Origin of the sequence: Porphyromonas levii DSM 23370, assembly GCF_000379925.1 — a bacterium.
In the GTDB taxonomy this organism is placed as follows: Bacteria; Bacteroidota; Bacteroidia; order Bacteroidales; family Porphyromonadaceae; genus Porphyromonas_A; species Porphyromonas_A levii.
Genome location: NZ_KB904236.1, coordinates 1 through 26,420, shown reverse-complemented (window position 1 = coordinate 26,420; position 26,420 = coordinate 1). Strand labels below are relative to the sequence as shown.

Annotated in this window: 20 protein-coding genes; 14 read left to right on the top strand and 6 right to left on the bottom strand. The window is 47.9% G+C overall.

Annotated elements, in window-relative coordinates:
* Window positions 1-89: 89 nt before the first annotated feature.
* The 4 genes from A3GG_RS0102740 (at window position 90) to A3GG_RS0102725 (ending at window position 8,041) form a co-directional block, all read left to right on the top strand.
* A complete protein-coding gene (locus A3GG_RS0102740) occupies window positions 90-3,413 on the top strand; it encodes a SusC/RagA family TonB-linked outer membrane protein (protein ID WP_018357794.1) in 3,324 nt (1,107 codons plus the stop codon).
* A gap of 18 nt (window positions 3,414-3,431) precedes the next feature.
* Window positions 3,432-5,042 (top strand): RagB/SusD family nutrient uptake outer membrane protein, encoded by a 1,611-nt coding sequence (locus A3GG_RS0102735; protein ID WP_018357793.1) that lies wholly within the window; start codon window positions 3,432-3,434, stop codon window positions 5,040-5,042.
* A 97-nt stretch (window positions 5,043-5,139) separates the two neighbouring features.
* Entirely contained in the window at window positions 5,140-6,036 is an 897-nt protein-coding gene (locus A3GG_RS0102730; protein ID WP_018357792.1) for a pseudouridine synthase, read from the top strand.
* 10 nt (window positions 6,037-6,046) lie between these two features.
* Window positions 6,047-8,041: a protein-disulfide reductase DsbD family protein gene (locus tag A3GG_RS0102725; RefSeq protein WP_018357791.1), complete on the top strand. Its 1,995-nt coding sequence runs from the start codon at window positions 6,047-6,049 to the stop codon at window positions 8,039-8,041.
* A 20-nt stretch (window positions 8,042-8,061) separates the two neighbouring features.
* Here A3GG_RS0102725 and A3GG_RS13315 read toward each other — a convergent pair whose 3' ends face one another.
* Window positions 8,062-8,205, bottom strand: a complete 144-nt coding sequence (locus A3GG_RS13315; RefSeq protein ID WP_156808651.1) for a hypothetical protein — start codon at window positions 8,203-8,205, stop codon at window positions 8,062-8,064.
* A gap of 365 nt (window positions 8,206-8,570) precedes the next feature.
* On the opposite strand from A3GG_RS13315, the gene rd reads away from it, so the two are divergent.
* Window positions 8,571-8,738 (top strand): rubredoxin, encoded by a 168-nt coding sequence (rd, locus tag A3GG_RS0102715; protein WP_018357789.1) that lies wholly within the window; start codon window positions 8,571-8,573, stop codon window positions 8,736-8,738.
* 85 nt (window positions 8,739-8,823) lie between these two features.
* Here the strand turns inward: rd and A3GG_RS0102710 are convergent, their stop codons facing one another.
* From A3GG_RS0102710 to A3GG_RS0102690, 5 genes are read right to left on the bottom strand one after another with little or no spacing between them, the layout of a single operon-like run.
* A complete protein-coding gene (locus tag A3GG_RS0102710; RefSeq protein ID WP_018357788.1) occupies window positions 8,824-10,038 on the bottom strand; it encodes a TPM domain-containing protein in 1,215 nt (404 codons plus the stop codon).
* A gap of 4 nt (window positions 10,039-10,042) precedes the next feature.
* The gene (locus A3GG_RS0102705; protein ID WP_018357787.1) at window positions 10,043-10,636 is read right to left on the bottom strand and encodes a LemA family protein; all 594 of its coding nucleotides are present in this window, start codon (window positions 10,634-10,636) and stop codon (window positions 10,043-10,045) included.
* Between the two features lie 7 nt (window positions 10,637-10,643).
* Window positions 10,644-11,111, bottom strand: a complete 468-nt coding sequence (gene pyrI, locus A3GG_RS0102700; protein WP_018357786.1) for an aspartate carbamoyltransferase regulatory subunit — start codon at window positions 11,109-11,111, stop codon at window positions 10,644-10,646.
* Between the two features lie 6 nt (window positions 11,112-11,117).
* Window positions 11,118-12,038, bottom strand: coding sequence for an aspartate carbamoyltransferase (gene pyrB, locus A3GG_RS0102695; RefSeq protein ID WP_018357785.1), 921 nt, complete (start codon window positions 12,036-12,038; stop codon window positions 11,118-11,120).
* Between the two features lie 3 nt (window positions 12,039-12,041).
* A complete protein-coding gene (locus A3GG_RS0102690; protein ID WP_248637646.1) occupies window positions 12,042-13,709 on the bottom strand; it encodes a putative transporter in 1,668 nt (555 codons plus the stop codon).
* A 220-nt stretch (window positions 13,710-13,929) separates the two neighbouring features.
* Between A3GG_RS0102690 and A3GG_RS0102685 the strand changes: the two genes are divergently transcribed.
* The 9 genes from A3GG_RS0102685 (at window position 13,930) to A3GG_RS0102645 (ending at window position 26,122) form a co-directional block, all read left to right on the top strand.
* Window positions 13,930-14,436, top strand: a complete 507-nt coding sequence (locus A3GG_RS0102685; protein ID WP_018357783.1) for an N-acetylmuramoyl-L-alanine amidase — start codon at window positions 13,930-13,932, stop codon at window positions 14,434-14,436.
* Window positions 14,437-14,446: 10 nt separating this feature from the next.
* Entirely contained in the window at window positions 14,447-14,632 is a 186-nt protein-coding gene (locus A3GG_RS0102680; RefSeq protein WP_018357782.1) for a hypothetical protein, read from the top strand.
* Window positions 14,601-15,098 carry a hypothetical protein gene (locus tag A3GG_RS0102675; protein ID WP_156808650.1) on the top strand — a complete coding sequence of 166 codons (498 nt, stop codon included), beginning with the start codon at window positions 14,601-14,603 and terminating at the stop codon, window positions 15,096-15,098. The genes A3GG_RS0102680 and A3GG_RS0102675 overlap by 32 nt, the downstream gene beginning before the upstream one ends.
* A gap of 20 nt (window positions 15,099-15,118) precedes the next feature.
* Window positions 15,119-15,607 (top strand): HU family DNA-binding protein, encoded by a 489-nt coding sequence (locus A3GG_RS0102670; RefSeq protein ID WP_018357780.1) that lies wholly within the window; start codon window positions 15,119-15,121, stop codon window positions 15,605-15,607.
* Between the two features lie 280 nt (window positions 15,608-15,887).
* Entirely contained in the window at window positions 15,888-17,486 is a 1,599-nt protein-coding gene (locus A3GG_RS0102665) for a PL29 family lyase N-terminal domain-containing protein (protein ID WP_169333145.1), read from the top strand.
* Window positions 17,487-17,494: 8 nt separating this feature from the next.
* A complete protein-coding gene (locus A3GG_RS12755; RefSeq protein ID WP_169333144.1) occupies window positions 17,495-19,114 on the top strand; it encodes a PL29 family lyase N-terminal domain-containing protein in 1,620 nt (539 codons plus the stop codon).
* A 16-nt stretch (window positions 19,115-19,130) separates the two neighbouring features.
* Window positions 19,131-20,765: a PL29 family lyase N-terminal domain-containing protein gene (locus A3GG_RS12750; protein WP_018357777.1), complete on the top strand. Its 1,635-nt coding sequence runs from the start codon at window positions 19,131-19,133 to the stop codon at window positions 20,763-20,765.
* 539 nt (window positions 20,766-21,304) lie between these two features.
* Entirely contained in the window at window positions 21,305-24,532 is a 3,228-nt protein-coding gene (locus A3GG_RS0102650; protein WP_026215559.1) for a SusC/RagA family TonB-linked outer membrane protein, read from the top strand.
* 18 nt (window positions 24,533-24,550) lie between these two features.
* Window positions 24,551-26,122 carry a RagB/SusD family nutrient uptake outer membrane protein gene (locus tag A3GG_RS0102645; RefSeq protein ID WP_018357775.1) on the top strand — a complete coding sequence of 524 codons (1,572 nt, stop codon included), beginning with the start codon at window positions 24,551-24,553 and terminating at the stop codon, window positions 26,120-26,122.
* Window positions 26,123-26,420: the final 298 nt, after the last annotated feature.

Here is a 26,420-nt window from a genome sequence, read left to right as displayed (position 1 = left end):
GTTTAACTGAGGGCGGAGTAGTATGCCCCAATAACCCTTATCTATGGATGGATTTTAGAGTTTTTGTAAGATTATTAATACTAAGGTTTATGAAAAAAATCGTATGTCTTAGGGCGCTTCTTCCCCTGAGTCTTGGCGTCTCTCTTTTGATAGGGGGGGGTATTGAGACTCAGGCAGTTACGACAAAACAGGGCGTATCTGAAGTAGTTGCTCAGTCTAAAACAATTACCGTGAAGGGCGTGGTTGTAGACGCTACCCACAACGAGCCTGTGATCGGTGCTACCGTGATGCTCAAGGAGGATAAGTCTAAGGGCACACAAACCAATCTGGATGGTGAGTTTACGCTCGCCAATGTCCCCAGTAACGGCACCCTTGAGGTCTCCTACATAGGCATGAAGACTGTAACGGTCGCTATCAATGGGCGCACCACCATCAATATCTCACTTCAGGAGGATAACGAGCTCCTGCAGGAGGTGGTTGTCACTGGTTATGGTGGTAAGCAGAGCCGTGTCAAGGTGACCAATTCTATTGCCAATGTAGATACTGAGAAGCTAACCGTCGGAGTGTACTCTAATCCTGCTCAAGCTCTCTCGGGGGCTATATCAGGTCTTCGTGTAGTACAGTCTTCGGGTAATCCAGGGGCTACACCACAGATTATCCTTCGTGGTGGTACCAATTTCAATGGAAGTGGTTCTCCCCTCGTGCTTGTGGATGGTCAACTCCGTGGGAGTCTCTCCGACATCAACCCCAATGATATCGAGAGCATGAGTATGCTCAAGGATGCAGGTGCTACTGCGCTCTATGGTGCTCGTGCTGCCAATGGTGTAATCCTCGTGACCACCAAGAGTGGTAAGGCAGGGATGGGTGAGATCAATGTGAAAGCACGTGTAGGACTCAACTACGCTGTCTTCCCTCACAAGTTCCTCGGTGCTAAGGACTATATCACGTGGATGCGTAGAGCTTATGACATCACTCCTTGGGCACCAAAGAACAACCTCAATGGCGCTCAGCCAATGGGTATCGGCAATGTATATGGTCCGGGTATGAAGTGGAACCTTATGGAGTACAATCCTAAGTACGATGAACTCCTCGCCAAGGGGTGGCAGAAGATGAAGGATCCACTCTCCGATAAGATTCTGATGTACAAGGAAACTTTTCCTCAGGACTACAACTTCGTAAACCCATCTATGACCCAAGACTACAATGTGAGTCTCTCTGGAGGTAACGATAAGGGTACCTACTATGCAGGTTTAGGTTATAACCACTCTCAGGGTCTGCCTGTAACTTCGTTCTACAAGCGCTACAGCTTTGTGCTCAATGGTAGCTATAATATCAAGCCTTGGCTTACTTCTCGCAGTAGCTTCAACTTCAACCGTGCCAACTGGAACTCTATGCCAGGTTCACAGGGTAGTGAGGAGAACTACTTCGGTCGTATCAATTCTGTGCCTACTACCGCTCGCTATACAGATGAGGATGGGAACCCTCTCTTGGGACCAAACACAGGTGATGGCAACCAGATGTTCCAGCCACAGAAGTGGATCCGTGACAACCAGACCGATAAGTTTACGATGATTCAGGCATTTGATGTCAAGTTTACCGACTACCTCAAGCTTACTCTTACTGGTAACTGGTACTATAGCGAAGGATTCTACGAAGGCTTCAATAAGGATAGAGTCACCAACCAAGAAGGGACTAGCTGGCAGCGTGGTCGTGAGACTTGGGCAAAGTTCGACCGCGGTCTCGCACAGACCTACAATGGTGTATTCAACTTCAGCAAGTACTTTGGTCAGCACTCTGTAGATGTTATGCTAGGTATGGAGTACTTCCAGGATGCTAGCAAGGGCTTCAGTGCTGAGGGTAGTGGTGCTCCTACTGATGACTTTATGGACCTTGGTCTTACGCTCACCGAAGAGGGTAAGCGCAAGATTGATAGCTACCACAGCAAGTACCGCATCCTCTCTTACTTCGGTAGGCTCAATTATGAGTTTGCTGGTAAGTACTTGGCAAGTGCCGTATTCCGTGAGGATGGTTACTCCTCTCTATTGGATAACCGTTGGGGCTTTTTCCCAGGAGTGTCTGGTGGTTGGATCTTTGGTAATGAGGACTTCGTGAAGGAGGCACTGCCATGGCTTAGCTTTGGTAAATTACGTGCATCTTATGGTGTCAATGGTGATGCTTCTGGAATCGGTGCTTACACCTTACAGGGTAGTTACAACTCTGCTAAGTACAATGGTAATACAGGGTTTCTAATTGGCAACCTGCCTAATCCTACGCTGCGCTGGGAGAAGACCCGTACATTTGAACTCGGAGCTGATATGAGCTTCTTTGCTAATAGGCTCAACACAAATATCACATTCTACGACCGTCTGACTTTAGACAAATATGCAGCTTTCGACCTCCCTCCTACAGGTGGATTCTCTAGTATCCAAAATAACAATGGTAAATTCCGCAACCGTGGTGTGGAGCTCGAGATCTCTGGTACGCCTATAAAGACCCAAGACTTTACTTGGCAGGTCGGTGGCAACATCACTTACAATAAGAATACCATCATCCAGCTCCCAGATAATGGTCTCGATCGCAACCGTCAGGGTGGTCAGCAGATCTACACTGGCAAGGGCGACGAACTACAGTGGGTTGGTGGCTATCAGGAAGGTCAGGAGCCTTGGGTGGTAGTTGGCTATAGGTCTATGGGTATCTTCCAGAGTGACGAGGAAATCAACGCTGCTTATCCTGGTGGTACTGTAGAAGGTAATGTGCAGGGTAAGAAGTCTTATACCCCAGCCGCTTGGGCTAAGCTCACCGATGCGCAGCGCAAAAATGCCATCCTCCTTACCCCTGGTGATATGAGGTGGAAGGATATCAATGGCGATGGTAAGATTGACTCCTTCGACCAGGTGGTGTTCGGCAATGCTATGCCACACTGGACTGGCGGTCTTACTTCTACCATGAGTTGGAAAGGTCTTCGCCTCTACTTAGCCGTAGACTATGCTCTTGGTTTCTGGAACTACGACAACACCACTCCTTGGTATATCGGAGCAGCACAGGGGACCTATAATACCATCGATATGGTATTTAATACATGGACACCAGAGAACCGCAATGCTAAGTATCCTAAATACGTCTATGCAGATATGCTAGGCGCAGCTAACTTCCATCGCAATTCAGATCTATTCGCTTACAAGGGCGATTATCTAGCCTTCCGAGAGCTATCGCTCTCTTATACACTGCCACAAAACATCTCGGAGATGGTTGCAGCTAAGAGGATAGAATTCTCTGTAACGGGTCAGAACTTAGGTTACCTCGTAGGTGCTAAGGTGGCTACTCCAGAGAGAATGCGTACAGGTGGTGTAGCATCAGGTACAGGTTATTCATTGCCACGTACGGTGCTATTTGGGCTTAATGTTACATTCTAATCAGTGACTAAATAGTATATGAATAAGATAAAGTATGCACTATTGCCAGTGGCTATGATAGCACTGGTAGGGATGTCTTCCTCATGTAAAGGCGTCCTAGACCTCACTCCTGAGGATTACTATGGTAGTGGTAACTACTGGAAGACCGAGGCGCATGTTGTGGGCTATGCCGATGGTTTGCACAATCACCTCCGCAGCTATTACGTCGACCATACCATCAACTTCGGTGAGCTTCGATCAGGTATCTATGTTGATGGTACTAGCTCCGATGGTATGACTACTTCTGGAGGTGATATCCGGCTACAGAATTTTAATGCCGACCACACTGGTGTCTCCAATTATGCTAATATCTATGGTCGTATCATCAATTGCAACCTCCTTATCTCACGTGCTCCAAGTGTGGAGATGGACGAGGCTAAGCGCAACTTCTTCATGGCACAGGCGTATGGTCTTAGGGCGTTTTACTACTATGACCTATACCGCAACTGGGGTGGTGTGCCACTTCGCCTCGATGTAGCCGTTATTGATGGTGAACTCGACCCTCAGAAACTCTATCTACCACAGGCTAAACCAAGCGAAGTGATGGCTCAAATCAAGAGCGATATTCAGAAGTCACTAGAGCTATTTGGCAATCAGAAGGAATTTGACCCCTATGGACGTGGTGCTAAGAAGAGCTACTGGAGCAAGGCGGCTACTGAGGCTCTTGCTGCAGATGTATATCTATGGAATGGTAAGGTAAGCATTGGCGATAATAAGTCCAATGCTGCTGACCTTGCTATCGCTAAGCAGCACCTCACCAGTCTCACGAATAACTATGGACTAGCCCTCGAGGATGAGTTTGCGAGTGTATTCTCTACTAAGAATAAGGGCAATAAGGAGGTGATCCTAGCTATCCGATTCCTGGATGGCGAGGCAACCAACTTCAATGGCTACTGGACTTACTCTGGCGATACTGGTGCTGTGGGAGCTAATGCTTACCGTGCTGATGGCACCAAGTGGAACGACCCACTCGGTGTGAAGAAGGGCTTTACCATGGCCTATGAGTATATCCACCCATTGTATAAGCAGTTTGACGCCGACGACACTCGCCGTGATGCGACCTTCTATCCATCTTTCCTAAAGAATAAAGAGACTGGCGCACTCGAACTTTACGGTCTGCATACTCAGAAGAATATCGGTAGTATCAATTCCTCTGGCGACCGTGTGTTTGATGGCGATTACATCCTATATCGTCTCCCATGGGTATACCTCTCTCTTGCTGAGATTGCCAATTATGAGGGCAATGGCACTGAAGTAGCTAAGTATATCAACCTCGTGCGTAAGCGCGCTTATGGTAGCAAGTGGAATGAAGCTACCCATGGTTACAAGTCAGGTGACTTTACCGCGAATGAGCTAGCTATCCTCAAGGAGAAGGATAAGGAGTTTATCCAAGAGGGACAGCGCTGGTGGGATCTCCGCCGTATGACACTCACTAAGGATGGTACACCACTCGTATTCGCTAAGGAAGGTAACTTTGGCAATACCCCACTACTCGACCAAGCTACTGAGAGCTACAAGCTCCTATGGCCGCTCGATAAGACCCTTCTAAGCAAGGAGAAACTACTCGTGCAGACTCCTGGTTACAAGTAATAGGAGACCATTCCCTGTAATAAAAGGTGGCTACACATGTGGTGTAGTCACCTTTTTGGTATATTTGCATGATAATAACTAATATACAAGCGTAATAGTGGAGCAGAAAAGAGAGGAAAGAGGGAGCAATCCGACACCAGTACAGGAGCGGTATAAAGCACAGGAGGAGGCCCCTTTGCTCGACTTGATTATGCTCAAGTCGAGCCGCAATCGTACCGCAGCCAAGCAGGTGATCTCCTCGGGGCGGGTGTCAGTAGAGGGCGTGCCCACTACTAGAGCCACCGATACGGTGCGCATAGGGCAGGTGGTCACCGTGCACAAGGGCGCACCGCCAGCTCCCTTTAGCCACGATAAGATAGAGATAGTGTGGGAGAATGAGGCGTACGTAGTGGTCTACAAGAAAAATGGTATCCCTACCGTCAATACCTCGCACCAAAACCGACAAGCCACCGTTATTTACCTCCTTTCCCAGCACTACAAGAAGGGCGAAGAGGGTGCAAAGCTTTTCATGGTCAATAGGCTCGACCGCAATACCGCTGGCTTCGTGATATTCGCTAAGACGGTAGAGGCCAAGGAGACCCTCGTGAAGGAGTTTAGCCGTAGGGTGAAGCACCAGACCTTTATCGCCTGTTTAGAGGGCGAGATCACCGAGAAGCAGCAGGTACTGAGCGCCACTTCGAGCGACGAAGATAGCAAGAAGAGCCGCATCATCAGTGCCGACGTGAAGGTAGATAAGAGCAGTGCCAATGGCGGCATGCACGTAGTGCAAGCCGACGTAAGCGGCGCTAGGATATTCTCGCTCCGCAAGCTATTTGGCGATAATGGGCTGAGCATAATGGGCGACATCCGTTCCAAGAGCCAGTTCAAGACCAATAAATCGATTGCCTTAGAGCAGATCGTACTCGAAATGACAATCCCGGGTGAGGGACAACCACGTAGGTGGCAACGCCCTTTCCCGACTCATTATTTTACTTACCTAAAGGAAGACAGATAGACGACGAACTATGAAGAGAGTTTTATTCCTTCTCCTAGTGCTCCTACCATTGGTTGGTATGGAGGCACAAATGGTCACCGATGCCGTGGTGATCAATCAGAGCTACACCAATACCGAAGATGGCGTGGTGACGCTCACTTTCGATGCTAAGCTCAAGAAGGGGTGGCATATTTACGATGTGGATATCCCTGAGGGCGGTCCTACAGCTACGCAAGTAGAGCTCGATGGTGCCAAGGCTGTGAAGCTGATGGGCAAGTTGGCTGCCAATAAGGATGCCCACAAGGTATTTGACCCTAACTTCGATATGGAGCTCGCTTGGCACAATGGAGAGGTCACCTTTACTCAGAAGGTACAGATAGAAGACCCTACCAACTTCGTGCTGGCTGGTGACTTTATCTATATGATCTGCAACGATGAGACTTGCCTCCCACCTACGCGTGAGAGCTTTAAGATTACCGCTGCCGATCTCAAGACACCACTCACCATGACCGCTATCGCTACCACCACTACAGAGGAGGTAGATAGCACCGCTGTAGCTACTACAGCACCTGCCACAGAAGCCTTCTCTGGTGATATATGGGCGCCTGTTACCGAGGAGCTCAAAGCCTATGGCGATGAGACCCTCTCGGCTACCGATAACTCCCTCTTTATCATCTTCCTCCTAGGGTTTGGTGGCGGACTCATTGCGCTCCTCACCCCTTGCGTGTGGCCGATGATTCCAATGACCGTGAGCTTCTTCCTCAAGCGCTCTAAGAGTCGCAGCGCTGCCATCCGTGATGCGCTTATCTATGGTGCAGCAATTATTATTATCTACCTCACCTTAGGTCTCCTTATCACAGGTATCTTCGGTGCGAATGCGCTCAATAGTTTAGCGACTAATGCGATATTCAATATCATCTTCTTCTTGATGCTGGTAGTCTTCGCTGTCAGCTTCTTTGGCGCTTTCGAAATCGTATTGCCACAGTCATGGACTAATAAGATGGACGCTAAGGCAGAGAGCACAGGCGGACTCATCAGTATCTTCTTCATGGCGTTTACCCTTGCGCTCGTGTCCTTCTCATGTACCGGACCTATCATCGGTACCCTTCTAGTGGAGGCAGCGACCTCGGGTAGTCTACTTTCTCCAGCGATAGGAATGTTTGGTTTTGCCCTCGCATTGGCGTTGCCATTTACCCTCTTCGCTATCTTCCCCAACTTCCTTCAGAGCATGCCAAAGAGTGGTGGTTGGATGACGAGTGTCAAGGTTACCCTCGGTTTCCTCGAGCTAGCCCTCTCCCTCAAGTTCCTCTCTGTAGCCGACCTCGCTTATGGTTGGGGCATCCTCGATAGAGAGACTTTCGTAGCTCTCTGGATTATCATCTTCGTGATGCTGGGTATCTACCTACTAGGCAAGCTCAAGCTGCCACACGATAGCGACCTCCCATTCGTAAGTATCCCAAGGCTCTTCCTCGCCATTATCTCGCTTGCTTTCGCAGTGTACATGGTGCCAGGTCTATGGGGAGCGCCACTCAAGGCGATTAGCGCATTTGCACCACCACTGTATACCCAGGACTTCAACCTCTACGATTCTGAGGTACACCCTAAGTACCACGATTACGAGAGCGGTATGCGTGCAGCTCAGACTGATCACAAGCCTGTGCTTATCGACTTCTCGGGTTACGGCTGTGTCAATTGCCGTGAGATGGAGGCTTCTGTCTGGACCGATCCTAAGGTCAAGAGCATCATCGATGACAAGTTTATCCTCGTTACTCTGATTGTCGACGACAAGACCCGCCTACCTGAGTACATCGAGGTGAAAGATGGCGACAAGGTGAAGACCATCAAGACAGTAGGCGAGCGCTGGAGCCACCTCCAGACCGTCAAGTTCGGTGCTAATGCACAGCCATTCTACGTCATGCTCGATGGTAATGGGCTCCCATTGGGACCAAGCTACGGCTTCGATAAGAATGTGGACAACTATGTGGCATGGCTCAAGGGCGGTCTCGCCGAGTTTGCCAAGAGATAAATAGACCCCAACAAGTCCATTTACAGCGAGAGGGTACGCCAGCTATATGGCGTACCCTCTCGCTCTATCCGTAATCCGCCCCTACACCTCCGCGCCTCCGAAGCGTCCGAGGGCTCCGATACCCTCCGCGTCCTCCGATACCACAGTTCCTCTCTATCGCTCATGCCTTTTCCTGAGACCCTATATCAGTGAAATTTATTCCTAGGAATAAATATATTTATCTGTACAAATAAATATATTTATCTCTAGGAATAAATTTCGTTGCTCAGGCTCGCCACGTCCTCGCCAATGGTAGGGCGAAAAACCTTTCGTCCCTACATCCGCACCCTCCGATACCTCTGAGAGCTCCGAAGCCATATTCTCCCTTTCTCGCGTGAGGAATAATTTATGCTGGGGCTATGTGTTTCCGCGGTAAGGGAGAATAAGTTGAAGGGAAAGGGTGGCAATACGTTTTATTTTTTGTATCTTTGAGCATTGCCTAATTGGTGATACGACAGTAGATGTTTAATGTTTTAATGAATAAGTGACTATGCAGAAGTGGATTTGCGAGCCTTGTGGCTACATTTACGACCCTGAAGTGGGAGATGCTGACGGTGGTATCGCACCTGGTACAGCTTTCGAGAATATTCCTGAGGATTGGGTGTGCCCCGTTTGTGGCGCAGCTAAGGAAGATTTCGCACCATACAACGAGGACTAACCCATTTAGTCTCCCGTACAAAGTAAGTGGCTATGCAGACCTCTAGGCGCTGCATAGCCACTCTCTTTGTGTGTATGGGTTGTCTTTAGAAACGGGTAGTAGAGCCACCTCCGCCCGACATTCCGCCACCAAAACCACCACCGAAGCCGCCTCCACTGCCCCCGAAGCCGCCTCCAAATCCGCCTGATGACCCACCAGATATGCGTGTACGGCGGATGTCGCTCTTGCCACAATGCAGGCAGGTAAAGGTCTGTGTCAGGAATCGGCTATCCTGTGTCTGATCCTTCATAAAGTAGGTCTTGGCACCGCAGCGGGTGCACCGCTGATAACTCGTGAGTAGTGCTGGCTGCTCCACCACCTTGTGGTAGCCACATACCGAACAGCTATACACGGGATAGGATACGGAACCCACCTGCTCCTCTGCCCTCTGTGCGCTATTGAGGTAGGGGTAGTTGTCGGGCTTACGGAGTAGCCGCACACTCCCTTTGGTATGGCAGGAAGGGCAGTTGGTAATATGCTTTTGGGTTCTGCTTTTTAGAATCAGATAGAGGGGGTACAGGAAGAGGAGCGCAGGGAGGATAAAGATAAGCCACCACTGGTTTTTGTACCTACGGAAGAGGACACCCTCTTGCTCGGCAGGCTCTTTTGCCCGCCTCCATAAGGTGACTAGCCCTGCGCCATAGAGGAGCCCAACGAAAAGGGCGAATATCAGATACGCAAAGCCCATCTCCCTAAGCTCATTTCCACTATTGCCACGACTGTAGTCTTGGTTCTCACCCTGAGCTACATAGCCCTCAGTGAGTAGGTTGTCTATCTCACTAAAAGTCTGGAGAAAACCCTCCGCATCACGCCCCTCTACGATGGCGGGCACGATAAAGTGGTCTGTGAGCCGCTTGGTGGTAATATCGGGCAGCACCCCTTCTAGCCCATAGCCGACCTCGAAGCGCACAATGCGCTGACCTGCTTCGCCATACTTATAGAGGATGAGTAGCCCATTGTCGTCGACCGCTTTGCCAATGCCCCAAGCCTCGAATAGCTTCACGGTAAAGCGCTCGGGATCATCGTTTTCAATCCCTGGCAATACCACGAGTGCTACTTCTGCCGTATGCTGCTCCCGTATGTTGTAGAGTGCTGCATTGAGCTGCACCAGCTCTTCTGCCGTGAAATGTCCTTCGGGGTCACTCACAAACTGCCGCGCATCCTGTAGTTGCACATTAGGCACTTCGCTAGGGGTGTACTCCCTAGCGTTGCCCGCTAGTGAGAGCAGGCAGAGTAATAGCAGAGCTATGTGGCGGTGCATGGTATCAGAATTCTACTACTGGAGCAGTTTCTGCACCTGGTGCCGACTCGAAATAGACCTGAGCATCGAAGCCGAGTAGCTTAGCCACGATGTTGCGAGGGAACATCTTGATATAGGTATTGTACTCCTTGGCTGTATCGTTGAAACGCATACGCTCGGTGGTAATCCTATTTTCCGTACCCTCTAGCTGCGTCTGTAGCGCCATGAAGTTTTCATTGGCCTTCAGGTCGGGATAAGCCTCCTTGAGCGCAATTAGCTTACCGAGCGCTTGGGTGAGGTTATTTTGTGTAGCCATATAGGCTTCGAGAGCCTCAGGCGTCAGTTCATCGGCATTCACCGTAACTTGAGTAGCCTTGGCACGTGCCTCTACCACGCCCTCCAGCGTAGCTTGTTCATGCTCGGCATACCCCTTGACCGTAGCCACTAGGTTGGGGATAAGGTCGGCGCGGCGCTGATACTGGTTCTCCACTTGGCTCCAAGCCGTACGCACACCCTCTTGCTTCAATACCATCTCGTTGTTGGACTTGATGCCATACCTAGCGCCCACTAATACGAGTACAATGACCACCACTAGGGCGATTAGACTACCTTTCTTCATACTTTCTTTATTCACTAATGATTATCTCTTCTCTCTCTATCTTGCGATTGCAATAGTGGCACTTGAGCGTACCCTTTGCCTTGTCCGTCACGTGGTACAGTCCCTGCATCGGCTCGTTGTTGCTGATGCACTTAGGGTTGGTACACTTCACTAGCCCCTTCACTTGGTCGGGCAAAGCTACCTTAATCTTCTCCACCACCTCGTAGTTGCGTATCACACTGATGACCACTTCGGTAGAGACCAGTGCTAGTCTATTGACCTCCTCATGGGTGAAGTGCTTCTCCTCCACCTTGATGATGCCCTTGCGTCCTAGTTTCTTGCTCAGATAGTTCTGCCCTATCGTGAATGGGTAGGGGAGGTCGAATAGCCCTAGGAGGTGCACCACCTTCTGTAGCTGATCTACTGGAATATGATCGATGACCGAACCATTCTTAATTGCCTGTACCCTTAGCTCTCCTTTTTCAATACGTGCCATATCCTCTTACTCACTAACCTCAATACCTAGCGCACGGCAGATTAGAGCCTCGCGCACAAACATCCCATTGACCGCTTGCCTAAAGTAGTAGGCATACGGCGTATCATCCACCTCCTGAGCGATCTCATTGACCCTAGGGAGTGGGTGCAGTATCTTCATCGTAGGCTTTGCCTCCTGTAGCAAGCTATTATCTAGGACAAAGGAGTCCTTGACCGCTTGGTAGTCCTCCTCATCTAGGAAGCGCTCTCTCTGGAGGCGCGTCATGTACACGATATCGCTCTTGGCAATAACTTCGGAGGTCAGTTCGTTGTGGTAGTCTGCCTCTATCCCATGCTCTGCACAATAGTCTACATACTCACGAGGGAGTTCCAGCTGACGTGGTGCCACGAAGGAGAAGGTAGGATTGAAGTGCGAAGTGCCCTCAATCAGCGAGTGTACAGTGCGCCCGTACTTGAGGTCGCCTACCATAGTGATATGTAGGTTGTTGAGGTCGCCCTGTGTCTTACGGATAGAATAGAGGTCGAGCATCGTCTGCGAAGGGTGTTGGTTGGCACCATCTCCTGCATTGATGATAGGCACCCGCGATACCTCACTGGCGTAGAGGGCAGCGCCCTCTAGGTTATGCCGCATCACGATAAGGTCGGCATAGCCCGAAACCATCTGTATGGTGTCTCTGAGGGTCTCGCCCTTTACCGAACTCGTGTTCTTGGCATCGGAGAAGCCTATGACCCTACCTCCAAGCCTATTTACTGCCGTCTCAAAGCTCAGGCGTGTGCGTGTGGAGGGCTCGAAGAAGAGGGTTGCCACCACTCGACCATGCAGGAAGTCCCGATTCGGGTTTTGCTCAAAAAGCTCCGCAGAGTCCAGTATCTCTATGATCTGCTCTGCCGTCAGCTGCTCAATGCTATAAAAGCTCGCTTTATTCATGCTCTAACTTAGTAATATAGTGATGGTTATTTGCGCTAGCACTACTCGGGCAAACATTCCCAGCGGATACACACTGGCGTAGCCCACGGTAGCCGTATCCTCCTCTATTTGGTCATTGATATACTCCAGAGCGATAGGGTTGGCCATGGAGCCACAGAGCAAACCACTGATGGTACCATAACTGAGGCGTGAAAACTTCATTGCCAATATGCCTATGATGAGTGTAGGTACAATCGTGAGTAACACCCCTAGCCACAGCCACATAAGTCCGCCCCCTTGGGTAAGGGTCGATACGAACTTTGCTCCCGATGCTAAGCCTAAGCAGCCGAGGTATAGCGTGATACCGAAGGTGCGCATCATGAGGTTGGCGCTCTGGGTGATATAGGTAGTCATGTGTAATCTAGGGCCATAAGCACCGAACAAGATACCGACGATGATAGGGCCTCCTGCCAAGCCCAACTTGATAGGGGTGCCTAGTCCGGGGATAACGATAGGGAGGATGCCTATGAGTACGCCCAATGACATCCCCACGAATATACTAATCAGGTAAGGGGTATCGAGCGGCTTCAGCTGGTTGCCTAGGTCTTGAGCCAAGCGCTCCACACCCTCCTCTTCGCCTACTACCGTAACCCTATCGCCGAGCTGTAGCCGTAGCTTAGGGCCAGGCACTAGGTCTATCTCGGCTCTATTCACACGGGTGACATTCACCCTATACTCATTTCTTAGCTTCAGACTCGCTAGGGTAGCTCCGTTGTACTCCGACCTCGTTACGAGTAGTCGCTTCTGCACCAGATTGGTATTGCCCTTCTCCCAATTATCATCGTGGTGCACCTTTTCGTGTGGGCTACCGAAGAGCGTGGTTATCGCAAACTTGTCGTCTTCGTTATACACCACACTCATGAGGTCGTTGAGCTGTAGTACGGTATCGGCATCGGGCTGGAAGACATCTTCGCCACGCCTCATCCTAGAGATCAGGAAGTCTACATGGAAATTCTCTTGTATCTCTCTGAGGGAGTGCCCTATAATCCCTTTGTTTTCTACTACGAAATCTCCCACATGGTGGCGTGTGGTATTCAGTTCGGGCTCCTTCGCCTTGCTCTTCTTGGGGAAGAATACCTTCAGTAGCTCTAGTACCACAATCACGCCCACCACACCTAGGGGGTAGGTAATGGCTGTAGCGAGCGCCATATTATTGAGCTCCGACTGTAGGGCTGGGCTATGTCCGTGCAATTGCTCTACCCCTTGCTGCGCAGCGGCGAGTGCAGGCGTATTGGTCACCGCACCACTAAGCACCCCCATGAGGTTACTCACGCTATCCACGCCAGCAAGTGCCAGCACGATGGTGCAAAATAGCCCAAGTAGTGCCAATGCCATGCTCCACGCATTGAGCGCCAAGCCGGTCTTCCTTAGCGAAGCCACGAAAGAAGGACCCACCTGTATGCCTAGGGTGTAGACAAAGACAACGAGACCGAAGTTCTGACAAAACTGTAGCATCACGGCATCTACCTGAACCCCGAAGTGCGCCATAAATATACCGAAGAAGAAAACACCCGCTCCAGCCAAAGAGAACTTCCCCAGCTTCAGCTTGCCTAGAAATAAGCCGATACCACAGGTGATAAAGATGATTACTAATGTCTGTGGCAAGGTCTGTGCCACCCAAAATGTCTTCAAAGCATCTATCATATACTACACAAAACCCTCCACGGCAAACTTACCAAAAATCCTCGATTTGATATAGGGCGCAGGAAGTCTCTATCCCTCCCCTCAGGGCGCACGAGGAGGCAGCTAAGCGCAAGCCGGAGATCACGGGGCGGTACCTTTGCGTTGTGGTTGGGGGAGAAGGCATCTCCCGCACAACAGCCACCAAAATCTACTAAATATAATTAGGTGTATGAGAAACACTATAGCAACTCGGGAATGGCGGGAGATAAGTAACCCTAATGATCTGGTGACTACTAAGCGTAGGATAGACCTTCTGGTGGTGCACTGTAGCGCTACTCGTCCGCAGGATAGGTATCTGCCGCCCCAATTGATTCAAGACCACAAGCTGAGAGGTTTTGCCACGGCAGGTTATCACTACTATGTCACGCTTGAAGGTCGGCTCTATGCCCTACGACATGTGGATGAAGCGGGGGCTCATGCGGCGGGGTACAATAAGTTCTCTATCGGTATCTGCTATGAAGGCGGACTAGATACACAGTATCGACCTCGAGACACACGTACTCCAGAACAAAGGCAGACCCTTTCGCAGCTGATGTGGAACCTTAGGCGACGCTATCCCGAAGCGATGGTGGTGGGGCATAGAGACCTCAGCCCCGACCGTAATGCCGATGGCAGTATCACGCCCGATGAGTGGCTCAAGTCGTGCCCTTGCTTCAATGCGCAGGTTTACAATTAACCCTCAGCACATGAGGCTATGGTTGGCCATCGTCCTCGTCCTCTGTGGTATGGCGCTCCTCTTTATGGGCTTTTGGGTAGCACCTCAGGGAGAGATTCACTCTAGTGTGCTGGTTGCCTTTGGCGAGGTGATGACCTTTGTAGGCGCACTTATTGGGATTGACTATGCTGCACGAGATTACCACGGTAGCCGATAGCTGCAGCTGTGTAGCGGTCTTATTACTCCTCTTGGGGATAGCTCTGCCTAGCTGTGGCGCTGGGAGACAGTCGGTGCGGGAGACCCAAGCCACAATACACACCGTGGCTCAGGATAGTAGTGTGCAGGCGACACAAATCCATCGCCACTTGGCTGTAGAGTGGTGGGGCGAACCACCACAAGTAGAGCGCTGCCTGCAGGATACCCAGAAGCTGCCGAAGCATGTGCCTATCGACCCACTACCTTTGCGTAGTGGAGGCTACTCGATAGAGCTAGTGTCTGAGGAGCGAAGCCAAAGCGTTGGTCGCGACACGCTAGAGCAGACCTCCTCTACTTCTTACCTCGCTCGAGAGAAGAGCGGGCTCAACCGAAAGATGTTTTACCTAGGGCTTGCCCTTGGACTATCGCTCTTCGCCCTCTACATACTCATGAGGGTGCTGAGCAAGACTAAGCGAATGTTTAACTAACCAACAAACTATTTATTACTATGGCTTTGATTTACAATGTTTATGAGAGAGCAAACAAGATGCCTAACGCCAAGATGCCCCGTGTGGCTGTGGCGTACAACCGTCAGATACGCCAGATTACCACCAAGGAGCTGGCGGAGGATATCGCAGACCGTTGTACCGTGCACCGCGCAGATGTCAACGCTGTATTGGATGCCCTATCGTTATCTGCCACTCAGTTTCTACTGAATGGTTTTGGGGTAAAGCTCGGAGAGCTCGGTAGCTTCTCTATGAGGATTCGTTGCAAGGCGGCACCTTCGATTGCGGAGTTCAAGCCCGAGATGATCACTGGTGCTAGGGTGTACTACAAGCCAAGTGCGGAGATCCTTACTAAGGTGAAGGCGAATGGATATGTCCAAGCTAGTGCACTTGTCGACACCAGCAAGAATGCGAAGACGACTATCCCAGGTAAGACTGAGGAAACAGGTGGCAAGTCTGATACAGGTAGTTCTACTGACGACAATATTTAATTTTGTTCGACCAGATGTGTGATAGAGGGTGTGCCCAAGCTAAGCTGGGCACACCCTCTTCGCTTATTGTCACTGCCGTCTTTCTTGTGTTTTATTAAAAATTTATTTAATATGCTAATCCCGCTTCTGTGGCGCTGTATTTCGTTGAATCTGATTTTTAACAATAAAAATCATACACTAATAAAATATTTTTGTGTATGTTTGCCGTCGAGGTCTTTTAGATCTAATTAAAATGAAATTAGTGTGACTGTTTTTTTAACCTGTGAAATTAATGCAATTTATGAGAAAAGTAAGGTGGTACTTGTACCCATTAATGATCTTATTTATGCTATCATCCTGTACCAACTTGGATGAGGTCAATGGCAGAGTAAACGATCATGAAAAACGCATCAAGGCTCTCGAGCAATTGGTGAAGCAAGGCAACGACAACACGGCTGCTCTGCAGGCGCTGCTGGTAAAGGTTGGTCAGCAAAATACGATTAGTAGCTATGAGCCTCTAAAGGATGGTTCTGGCTATGTACTCACCATGTCGGATGGTAGTAAAATTACGCTGAAGAATGGCAAGGATGCGCTGGTACCTGCCATAGGTGTCAAGGAGGACAATGGAGTCTTCTATTGGACACTCAACGACAACTATCTTTTAGATGCCGCCGGCAATAGAGTCATAGCTAAGGGAAGTGATGGCAAGGCTGGCGTCACTCCTAAACTGCGAATCAATAGGAAGAAGCAATGGGAGGTAAGCTACGACAATGGTGCTAACTGGACGCCTGTGCTGGATGAGGAGGGCAAGCCTATATTGGCTGTAGGTTCGTCGGACAATACCAATCTCTCTATCGAGAGCGATGACACCTATGTGATCATCGTGTACAATGGTAAGACCTACAAGATTCCTCACTCAGGGATGGCTAAGCCTACCAGTATTACGCTAACACCAAAGGAAATGGTGCTGGAGGTAGGTGCTACTATGTCTTTCACTCTTAAGTTTGAGCCAGCCAATACAACCAATAAGGAGGTGACTTGGACATCGGACAACGAGAAGATAGTTACCGTAAAGGATGGCGTAGTCACTGCGCATGCCGTAGGTACCGCTATCATCTCTGTGGTATCCAAAGCCGATGTCAAGGTGCGAGCTACCGCTACAGTACGTGTAAGGGGTGCAGCACAGAAGTTGGCTCTAGAATACGTTACTGAGTATAATGTCAATCCCGAGGGGAATGGGTTTGTAAAGACTCATCTAGGGAAGAGTAGTGGCTACTATACATGGGATGAGGCCATGGAGCGCTTCAGCCGAGAAAAGAACTTTAAGGTCAATAATGTAGGCTACCACTTGCCAAGCTACGAAGAGTGGTGCTCTATTATCCCTAAGGAGTATGTCTACCTTGGGATGCCCAACTCGGACAGACTAGACAGCAAGGAAACCGTTAGTATCGGCGGTCAGATTCAGGAACTTACATGCGACTATAGGTTTCTAGGACAGGGTATAGCCTATGCCATTAGATTCAAAGATAGTAACTCCCAAAAGAGTGCTTGGCGCTACCAGTTTAAGGATAACCCAGCTGGAGCAGGAGAGAAAATGCTCGAAATTACCGTACGATCACTTGTGGGAGTGAAAACACCTATCAAGCTAGACGATATTTCTAAGGAGAGTTACTGGCAAAATAACAATAGCAATGACATTGTACGTCGCTTTCCTGCTGCGGGTTACCTCAACAGAGTAATTGACAGTTATTTATTCTACAACGAATACGGTCATTATTGGTCTAGTAGTGAGGAGGGTAATTTGGCGAAGTTTATGATTTTTAGTGACTTTTTCTCCTATTCTGACTATGCTCATATAAAGAGTTTTTGTATCACAGTAAGATTATTTACTAATAACTAATGCGAATTATGAAGAATATCAGGAATTTCATGCTATGGCTCATCCCTCTCTTTCTAATTGGGGGGTGTACTAACCTAGACTCTATCTATAAGAGTCTTGATGACCATGAGCGCAGGCTCAATGAGTTGGACAAGGTAGTCAAGGTGGTCAACGACGACGTCCAAAGGATCCAGAAACTGATAGATGCCGAAAAGACGAAGGTGAAGATCGTAGGCTATCGAAAGGCTGCCGACGGGAAGGGGTATATCCTCACCATGAGCGACGGCACCACTATGATTATCGGCAATACCAAGGATGGGACAACCCCTGTCGTAGGTGTGAAGCGCTATAGCGATGGTGTCCTATATTGGACTATCAATGGAGAGTTTATGACGGATGCCGATGGCAAGATGATTGTAGCCGAAGGGCAGGATGGCGAGGCTGGTGCTACGCCAATGCTACAGGTGAATGCCGATGGTTTTTGGGAGGTAAGCCTCGACGGAGGTAAAACCTATACCCTTATCCTCGATGATCAAGGACAGCCTATCCCAGCAAAGGGCGAAACGCCTAAGGTAGACTTTTCTATCGAGGAGACCGATGATAGCATCATCATCCACTACAACGGCAATACATTTGTGCTCCCTAAGAGCGATACCATTCCGATCGTTGGTATTAGCTTCGACCCAGCTACTTACACGCTAGCTCCGGGCAAGACACTTACACTCAAGCCTATCCTCAATCCAGCCAACACTACCGAGAAGGAGATGGTATGGAAGAGCAGTAGTGATGCTATCGCTACAGTGAGCCAAGAGGGTGTAGTCACGGGTGTTGCCGTCGGTAAGGTAACCATCACCGCTACCTCCAAGCGTGGCGACGTGAGGGGCGAAGCCATTGTTGTGGTACAGTCGGGTGTTGTTTCCCAAGCTAAGCTTCCTATTGAGTTTGTAGCTGAGTACAATATGAACGATGCAGGTACAGGGTTCGTAACCTCTCATGCCAATAACAAAAGTGGCTACTTCGACTGGGATCATGCTATGAAGCTCTATAAGAAGGAAGCTAGGTTTAAGCTTGAGGGTCAGGGGTACTACCTCCCGTCCATGTATGAGTGGTCAGCAGTGATCCCATTTAGGAATGTCTACTTTATCGAGAAGGATGATGTCTTAGACCAGAATGAGACCTTCGAATTCCAAGGCAAGACAAGAAGCCTCAGGGGCGATTATAAGTTCCCCGGCAATAACGTAGCCTATGCTATTCGCTTCAAAGGTGATGGCGATCTTATCCGCAGTGCTTACCGATTTGAGTACACTGCGAACCCCGACGGCGTAGGGAAGGCGCTTATCATTACTGCCCGCTACCTAGGACCAGAGCAGACCGGTGTAACTATCGAAGATATCGCGAAGTCGGAGTATTGGTCTACTGATAATGATCAAAATATCGTGCGAGTATTCCCTTGTGCTGGATATAAGTTATTTGACAGCGGAGAGATACAGACTGCAAATGTATGGGGAAGTTATTGGGCAAGTACGGAGCATGATTGGGAGATGGCTCGTCGCGTGCTAATTGGTCCAAGAGATGCATCTTCAAATGATGGAGCAAAGAAGATAGATAGCCGTTCTATACGACTTTTTAAGATAGAATTTAGTAACTAAATCTACACAAAACAATATGAAAAAGCTAATATCACTACTATTTATCATACCTCTTCTATTCGCTTCCTGCGTGAACCTAGACGAGGTAAATGAACGCCTCAATAAGCATGAGGAGAGAATTAAAGGGCTAGAGACGCTTGTGAGCAATGCTAACAACTCTATCGCTACACTTCAGAAGCTCATAGATGCTGAGGCAGGCAAACTCTCTGTCGTAAGTTACCAGCCCCTCGAAGATGGTTCGGGGTACGTGCTTACCATGTCGGACGGCTCTAAGCTCACCCTCAAAAATGGGGGCGATGGCGTAATGCCTAATATAAGTGTCGTAGAGAAGGATGGTGTGCTCTATTGGGCTATCAATGGTGAGATCCTTAAGGATGCAGATGGGAAGCCCATCCAAGCAAAGGGCAAGGATGGTGCTCCTGGCGTGACCCCTAAGATTAGGGTGAATCGTAATGGCGAATGGGAGATGAGTACCGATGGTGGTAAGACATGGCAAAAGATTTTGGATGAAGATGGCAAGCCAGTGAAGGCGGTCGGCTCCGATGCTAAGATTGACCTCAATATCACTGAGACAGAAGACACCATCACCATCAAGTGGAATGGCAAGACCTTTGTCATTGCTAAAAAGGGTAAGGTCGCAGTCAAGAGTGTATCCGTCGAGCCTGTCACCGTACAGCTCAAGCCTAATGGCACTGTCACCCTTAAGGCAGTCGTACTTCCTGAAAACGCTACAGATAAGTCAATAAAATGGACTTCTGATAAGACCGAAGTAGCAATCGTAGATGGTCATGGCGTAGTAACGGCTGTAGCCGCTGGTACCGCTATCATCACAGCTACCACTAATGATGGCGCGCAGAAAGCTACTTGTACGATCATGGTTAAGAAAAGCAGTTCAACAGGCCCCAAGTTGGCTATAGAGTATGTAGCAGACTACAATATTAATAGTGAGGGGATAGGTTTTGTCACTAGCCATAGTAACTCCATATCAGGGCTTTTTAATTATAGAAAGGCTATGGAAAAGTTTGGTGTTGGCAAGGGATTCATGGTCAACGGTATTGGCTACCACCTCCCCTCCATTGAGGAATTTAGGGGCATCGTTCCAGATTATAGAAGCAATGGAGTTAAATTCGATGAGCAAATAAGTAGCAAAGATGTTTCTGAGGAGATTGAGATTGCTGGCACAAAAAAGACTTACAAGGCAGACTATATTTCAACAGGAGACGGCGTCGCTTACGGACTACGCTTCAAGAGTGATGATGCGAGTCAAAAAAGTGCCTGGAGGTATGAGTACGTAGATAACCCTTTGTTGCCTGGAACAAAAAAGGCTCCTCAGAAGATGCTTCGAATTACGGTGCGTCGCCTAGGAGGAACAAATGAGGAGCTTACTGTAGAGACAATTGCTGATCCAAAGTGGTGGGCTAATAATAATGATGAAGACATTGTGAAAATTTTTCCCGCTTCAGGTTTCTTCTATTATGCAGATGATGAAAAGAGGACCAATGCAGGGAAGAATGGTTACTTCTGGTCATCTACAGAGTATAATTCTGGCACCTCAAGGGCTATGGATTTCTCTTCAGGAGGAGCTTATACGTGCTACTACTGGAATAGTAAGTCTTATCGCTATTCGGTTCGTCTATTCTCTGACGAGTAATATTAGATATTGTTTGTTTAAACAATCGGATGGTGAGTGGGGTAAGCCTCTTAGTGAGGCTACTCCACTCACTTTTTTGTGCGCTCTCTTAAGTCCCCAAACCTATAGACTATGTTTTAGCCAATTTTAATTGTGCTAGCGCTCTTTTTGTCTCGCCTGAGCAACCAAATTTATTCCTAGAGATAAATAAATTTATTTGTACAGATAAATAAATTTATTCCTAGGAATAAATTTCGCTGATATAGGGTATCAGTGGAACCGTATTAGCTATCCCAATCATAGGAGAGATATAAGCCCCCAAACCCCCTTGCCTATGGGCTACCTTCGGTTTAGGGGGTTTGGGGGCTACGGTAAGGTAAATTCTAGTTTTCTTTGGCGTATGAGTGGCGAACTCAAAAAATTAGTATATATTTGTGGTCGCAACGATTTTAATCAATACATTTTAACAGTAGGCGGCACTTAGCACTACTCTACACTATTTATTGCGGTATATAGAGGAAGAGCGTGCCATCTACAATTTAACTAACTAACGTTTAAGTATGAAACAAAAGATTCTGATGCTTATCACTTTCCTACTTATCGGAGTAGGGACTGCGCTAGGGCAGACGATTACAGCAAAGGGGCGAGTTGTCGATGAAAATGGCGACGGAGCTATCTCTGCTACCGTTCGCCTGAAGAGCGATGCTAAGAAAGGCACCTTCACCGACATGGATGGTAACTTCTCGCTAGAGGCTAAGCAAGGTGAGATCATCATCATCTCCTATGTCGGGTACAAAGAGGTGGAGGTAGCAGCTAAGGCAGCTATGGGTACTATCAAGCTTACACCCGACTCTGAGGTGCTTGACGATGTTGTCGTAGTGGCTTATGGTACCGTGAAGAAGCAATCGCTCGTCGGTGCTCAGGCCTCTGTCTCAGCTAGGCAGATAGAGAAGCGCCCAATCACCAACGTGTCTAACGCACTAGCGGCAGCCGCACCAGGTGTGCAGACCATCACTTCTTCCGGACAGCCAGGTTCTTCTACCTCTATCCGTATTCGTGGTTTTGGTTCGGCAAATGCCTCTTCAGCGCCTCTATTTGTAGTTGATGGATCAGTTTATAATGGTAATATCTCGGATATCGCTACTCAGGATATCCAGAGCGTGAGTATCCTTAAGGATGCGGCTTCCACAGCTCTTTATGGATCGAGTGCAGGTAATGGTGTTATCCTTATCACTACTAAGAATGGGTCTCGTGCCGACAAGGGCAAGCCTAGCTTTACTTTCACGACTAATGTAGGTGGTAGTGTAAAGGGTGCAGCCAACTACGAGACCGTTAATGCAATGCAGTACGCTCCTCTCCTATGGCAGCAGTGGTTCAATGAGTATAAGTACACGAAAGGGATGCCAACAGAATTAGCTGCACAATGGGCTAATTACTATCTGATGGATGATATGAAGTACCAGCCCTATGCAGGAGTAAAGACTTACCTCAAGTACGATAAGGATCATTTTGTTACTACTAATGATGCTGCGTCTGCCGATGCGCCTTTGCTTGTAATGCCTAATGGCACCCTTAATCCTGAGATTACAGGTCTTCTTTGGGCGGATGATACCAATTGGGAGAAAGCATTTTTCCGTACAGGTCTACGCCAGGAGTATGTGCTTAGTGGCGGTCTGAATACCGAGAAGATGAGGAGCTTCATTTCTTTGGGTTACCTCAGTGAGGAGGGTTATAAGAAGTACACTTCTATGAACCGCTTCTCAGCTCGTGCAAATCTTTCTTATGATATCACCAAATGGCTTACAGTAGGTTCTAATATCTCTATTACCAAGGGACACAGCGAGTCTCCCAAAGTAAGTGGTAGTGCTGCCTCTAATCCATTCTCTTGGGCAAATAGAATTGCTCCTATCTACCCTATCTATCGCCACAATGCGGACGGATCATTTGTGCTAGATGGAAATGGGGCGAAGGTATTTGATTATAGCTTGGGTAGACCTTATGCAGACCGATTCAATCCTGCCTATGAGCAGATGATTGATAAGTCTTACAGTGACCGTGATGCAATTACCACTCGTACTACTGCAGCTGTTAAGCTATATGATGGACTAACTTTCCGTACCAACCTCGGCTATGATTTGCTAAACTACAAATCTAAGAGCCGCTATAATAATATCATGGGTAACCAACCTCAGGGTAACCTCAAGATCGGTAATAGCAGGTATACGACTGTGACTTTCAACCAGATTCTTGAGCACGACAAGATTTGGGGTGACCATCACCTCAATACCATACTTGGTCATGAGGCTTATATGTATATGAAAGAGTCATTTAGTGCTGAGAAAGAGAAGATGGCTATCTTGGGCATGGACGAGATGAGCAACTTAGCTAACATGAGTGATATTAGTTCTTCTTCTAGCAACTATCGCAAGGAAGGTTACTTCGGTCGTATCAATTACGACTATAGTGATCGATACAATGTTTCTGTATCTTACCGCTACGATGGCTCTTCAGTATTTGCACCTAATAAGCGTTGGGGTCACTTCTGGTCTATAGGTGCGGGTTGGAATATTGCCAATGAGAAGTTCATGACAAGCACTAAGGATTGGCTAGATATTCTGAAGCTAAGAGCTTCAATCGGTCAGACTGGTAATGATGCCATCAGTACCTACTATGCATATCAAACACTATTCGGCTTCGGTTCTAATAACTACGATGATATCGGTTTCCGTGTATCCAACCTTGGTAATATGGATCTAATATGGGAGAAGCAGACCGCTTATGACTTGGCTCTAGAGTTTAGTATCTTTAGGAAACTAAGAGGTACCATAGAGTTCTTCAATAAGGAGTCAGATGATCTTCTATTCGAATTCCCACTACCAGCATCTACTGGTGTTGGTTCTATGGACATGAACCTTGGTAAGATTCGTAACTATGGTCTGGAGTTTGACCTTAACTACAATATCCTACGCACTAACGATTGGGATTGGAGTGTATCTCTCAATGGTACTGTTTACAAGAACCTTATCGTAAGACTTCCAGAGGAGAATAGAGAAGACGGTATAGAGCAGGGTACCAAGAAGTGGATGGAAGGTAAGAGCATGTACGACTTCTATCTTAACGAGTTTATTGGTGTAGATCCTGATGACGGACTTGCTATCTATCGCCTAGACCCAGAGCAGGCAGGCGAATTGGCTGATCCTAAGAACCCAGACTTTATCGGTATGGCAAAGGAGGGCGATAAGGCTACTTGGACTAAGAATGGTAAGTACGTTAAGAAACACTATGCAGGCTCTGTAATTCCAGATCTCTATGGTGGTTTCTCTACAGAACTAAGCTATAAGAACTTAGACTTCTCTGTCCTCTTCGCATACCAGCTAGGTGGAAAGGTATACGATTCCGCTTATCAGGAACTTATGGGTCGTCGACTCAGTGCAGGACGAACCTTCCACGTAGATATGCTCAACGCTTGGAAACAACCTGGGGACACTAGTAATATCCCTCGCCTTGATTCTACGAGTACCAACTATGATAATCTTACTTCTGACCGCTACTTGATTTCTGGTAGCAGCTTGATGCTTAAGAATATCAGCCTAGGCTATACACTGCCAAAGAGCTTCGTAAATAAGCTCGATTTGAAGAGCGCTCGTATCGGTATCTCAGCTGAGAACCTATTCCTATGGAGCAAGAGAAAGGGTCTCAATCCTATGTCGGGCTACTCTGGAATTTCTTCAAATACATCTTATGACTATGCTAAAGTATTTAGTGCTAGCCTAAGTATCTCATTTTAATTAGCAATACAGGTAATTATGAAAAAGAAAATTATAGGATTATTGTCTCTCCTCATACTAGCTGGAGCTGCAGCAGGATGCCGTAAAGATTTCCTGAATACTGAGCCATCCTCTTCTCTATCAGATAAGAGACTCGCTCAGAGCAAAGAGGGTATCACAGGAGTGATGAATGGTATCCACAACATGTTTTACATGTATAGCTTTGGTCAGGGCTTTGGCAATGGTGCTCTATCGCTGAGTACACAGTTGGACTTCTTGGGTAATACTGTTGTTAATTCTCTGCCCGCTATTTACATGAGTAATTATCGCTGGACTGAACACAGAGACCCTCATGGGACACTCCCCTACTATGCATGGGACTATCATTACACTGTGATTCAGCACTGTAATACTTTGCTCAAAATGACGGCAGAAGATAGCAAAACTATTGAGCCTAAAACACTTCAGGCACTACGTGGTGAAGCTAAGGTAGTTAGAGCTTATTGCTATAATGTGCTTACTTCTCTTTTTGGTCAGAGATATGTTCCTGGGACCTCTAACGATACTCCAGGTGTTATCCTACGACTTCTCCCAACTATCGATCCTATGCCTAGAGCTAGTGTAGCAGAGTGCTATGCTCAGATTGTCAAGGATATTGAGGAAGGTATTTCAGACCTAGAGAAAGGCACTCCTCAGACCAAGAAGAATCGTATTACGATCCCAACGGCTTATGGTATTGCTGCTCGTATTTATCTGATGATGCAGGACTATGCTAAGGCTGAAGCGTATGCTGGAAAGGCAATCCAAACATTCAAGGGTAAGCTACAGTCAGGCCAAGCGCTTCTAGACGACTTCAATAATCTTGATGCTACCGAGTGGATGTGGGGCTATACCCAAGCAACGGATCAAAATAATTATTATGCTGGTTATGCTGCCCACTATTCTTATAACTTCAATAGTAACAAAGTAAGTTCGTTGAGGTTTGCCGTTAATCGTTCTTATTACGATAAGATGGGCGAAAAGGATGTGCGTCGTAAGTGGTTCGTTGCCCTTGACCGAGGCGATAAGATCCCAGCTACTGGTTCAGCCAACTACTTTAAGGGTGGTACAAAGAAGCCAAATTGGGAAACTACTGGTCAGTGCATTAAGTTTGGAGTGAAGACGCTCGGTTTCACCTTTATGGATCATGTGATGATGCGCCTCGGTGAGATGTACTACATCAAGGCTGAAGCACAGGCTCGCCAAGGAAAGGTAGCAGAGGCTGCTGCAACTCTCAATACAGTGATGAAGTCTCGTGACCCAGAGTATGTAGCTGATACTAAGTTGTCAGCCGAGGATCTAGCGAAAGAGATTATGCGTAATAAGAGGATCGATATGTATTTTGAAGGTCAGGAGTTCTTCGATATCAAGCGTCTTGGTGAGGTGCCTAATCGTCTAGCTGCGGGCAATGATAAATATATGACTGAAGTTGCGGCTGCAAAGTTTAGAGATCGTAACTCTGGTAAGAATGCTGAGGCTATGCCTAAGGATGCCAATGATAAGGTATGGCAATTCTTGATCCCTTACCAGGAATTGAAGGGTAATAAGCTCTGTAAGCAAAACCCACAGTAAGGGCTAATAGAAGCGTTTTACATATAGAGAATGTTGCACGAAAAACCGTCTCAAATTATTGCGTATATCATTGATTATTAGTATCTTTATTGTGTAATTAAGGGGAGGATATAGTATTGATTTATAGCGACAATAGTTATGGGATTCAAGCAAACGAGCAACAATGCACCCTCATTTACTGAGGTGTTTACCGAATTGAGAAGTTCTAGAGCACGCAATGAGTTTCTAGAGCAAATTGACAAACTCATTGATTGGAGACCATTTCAAACGCTCATAAATAAAAAGCTAAATAAGAGAG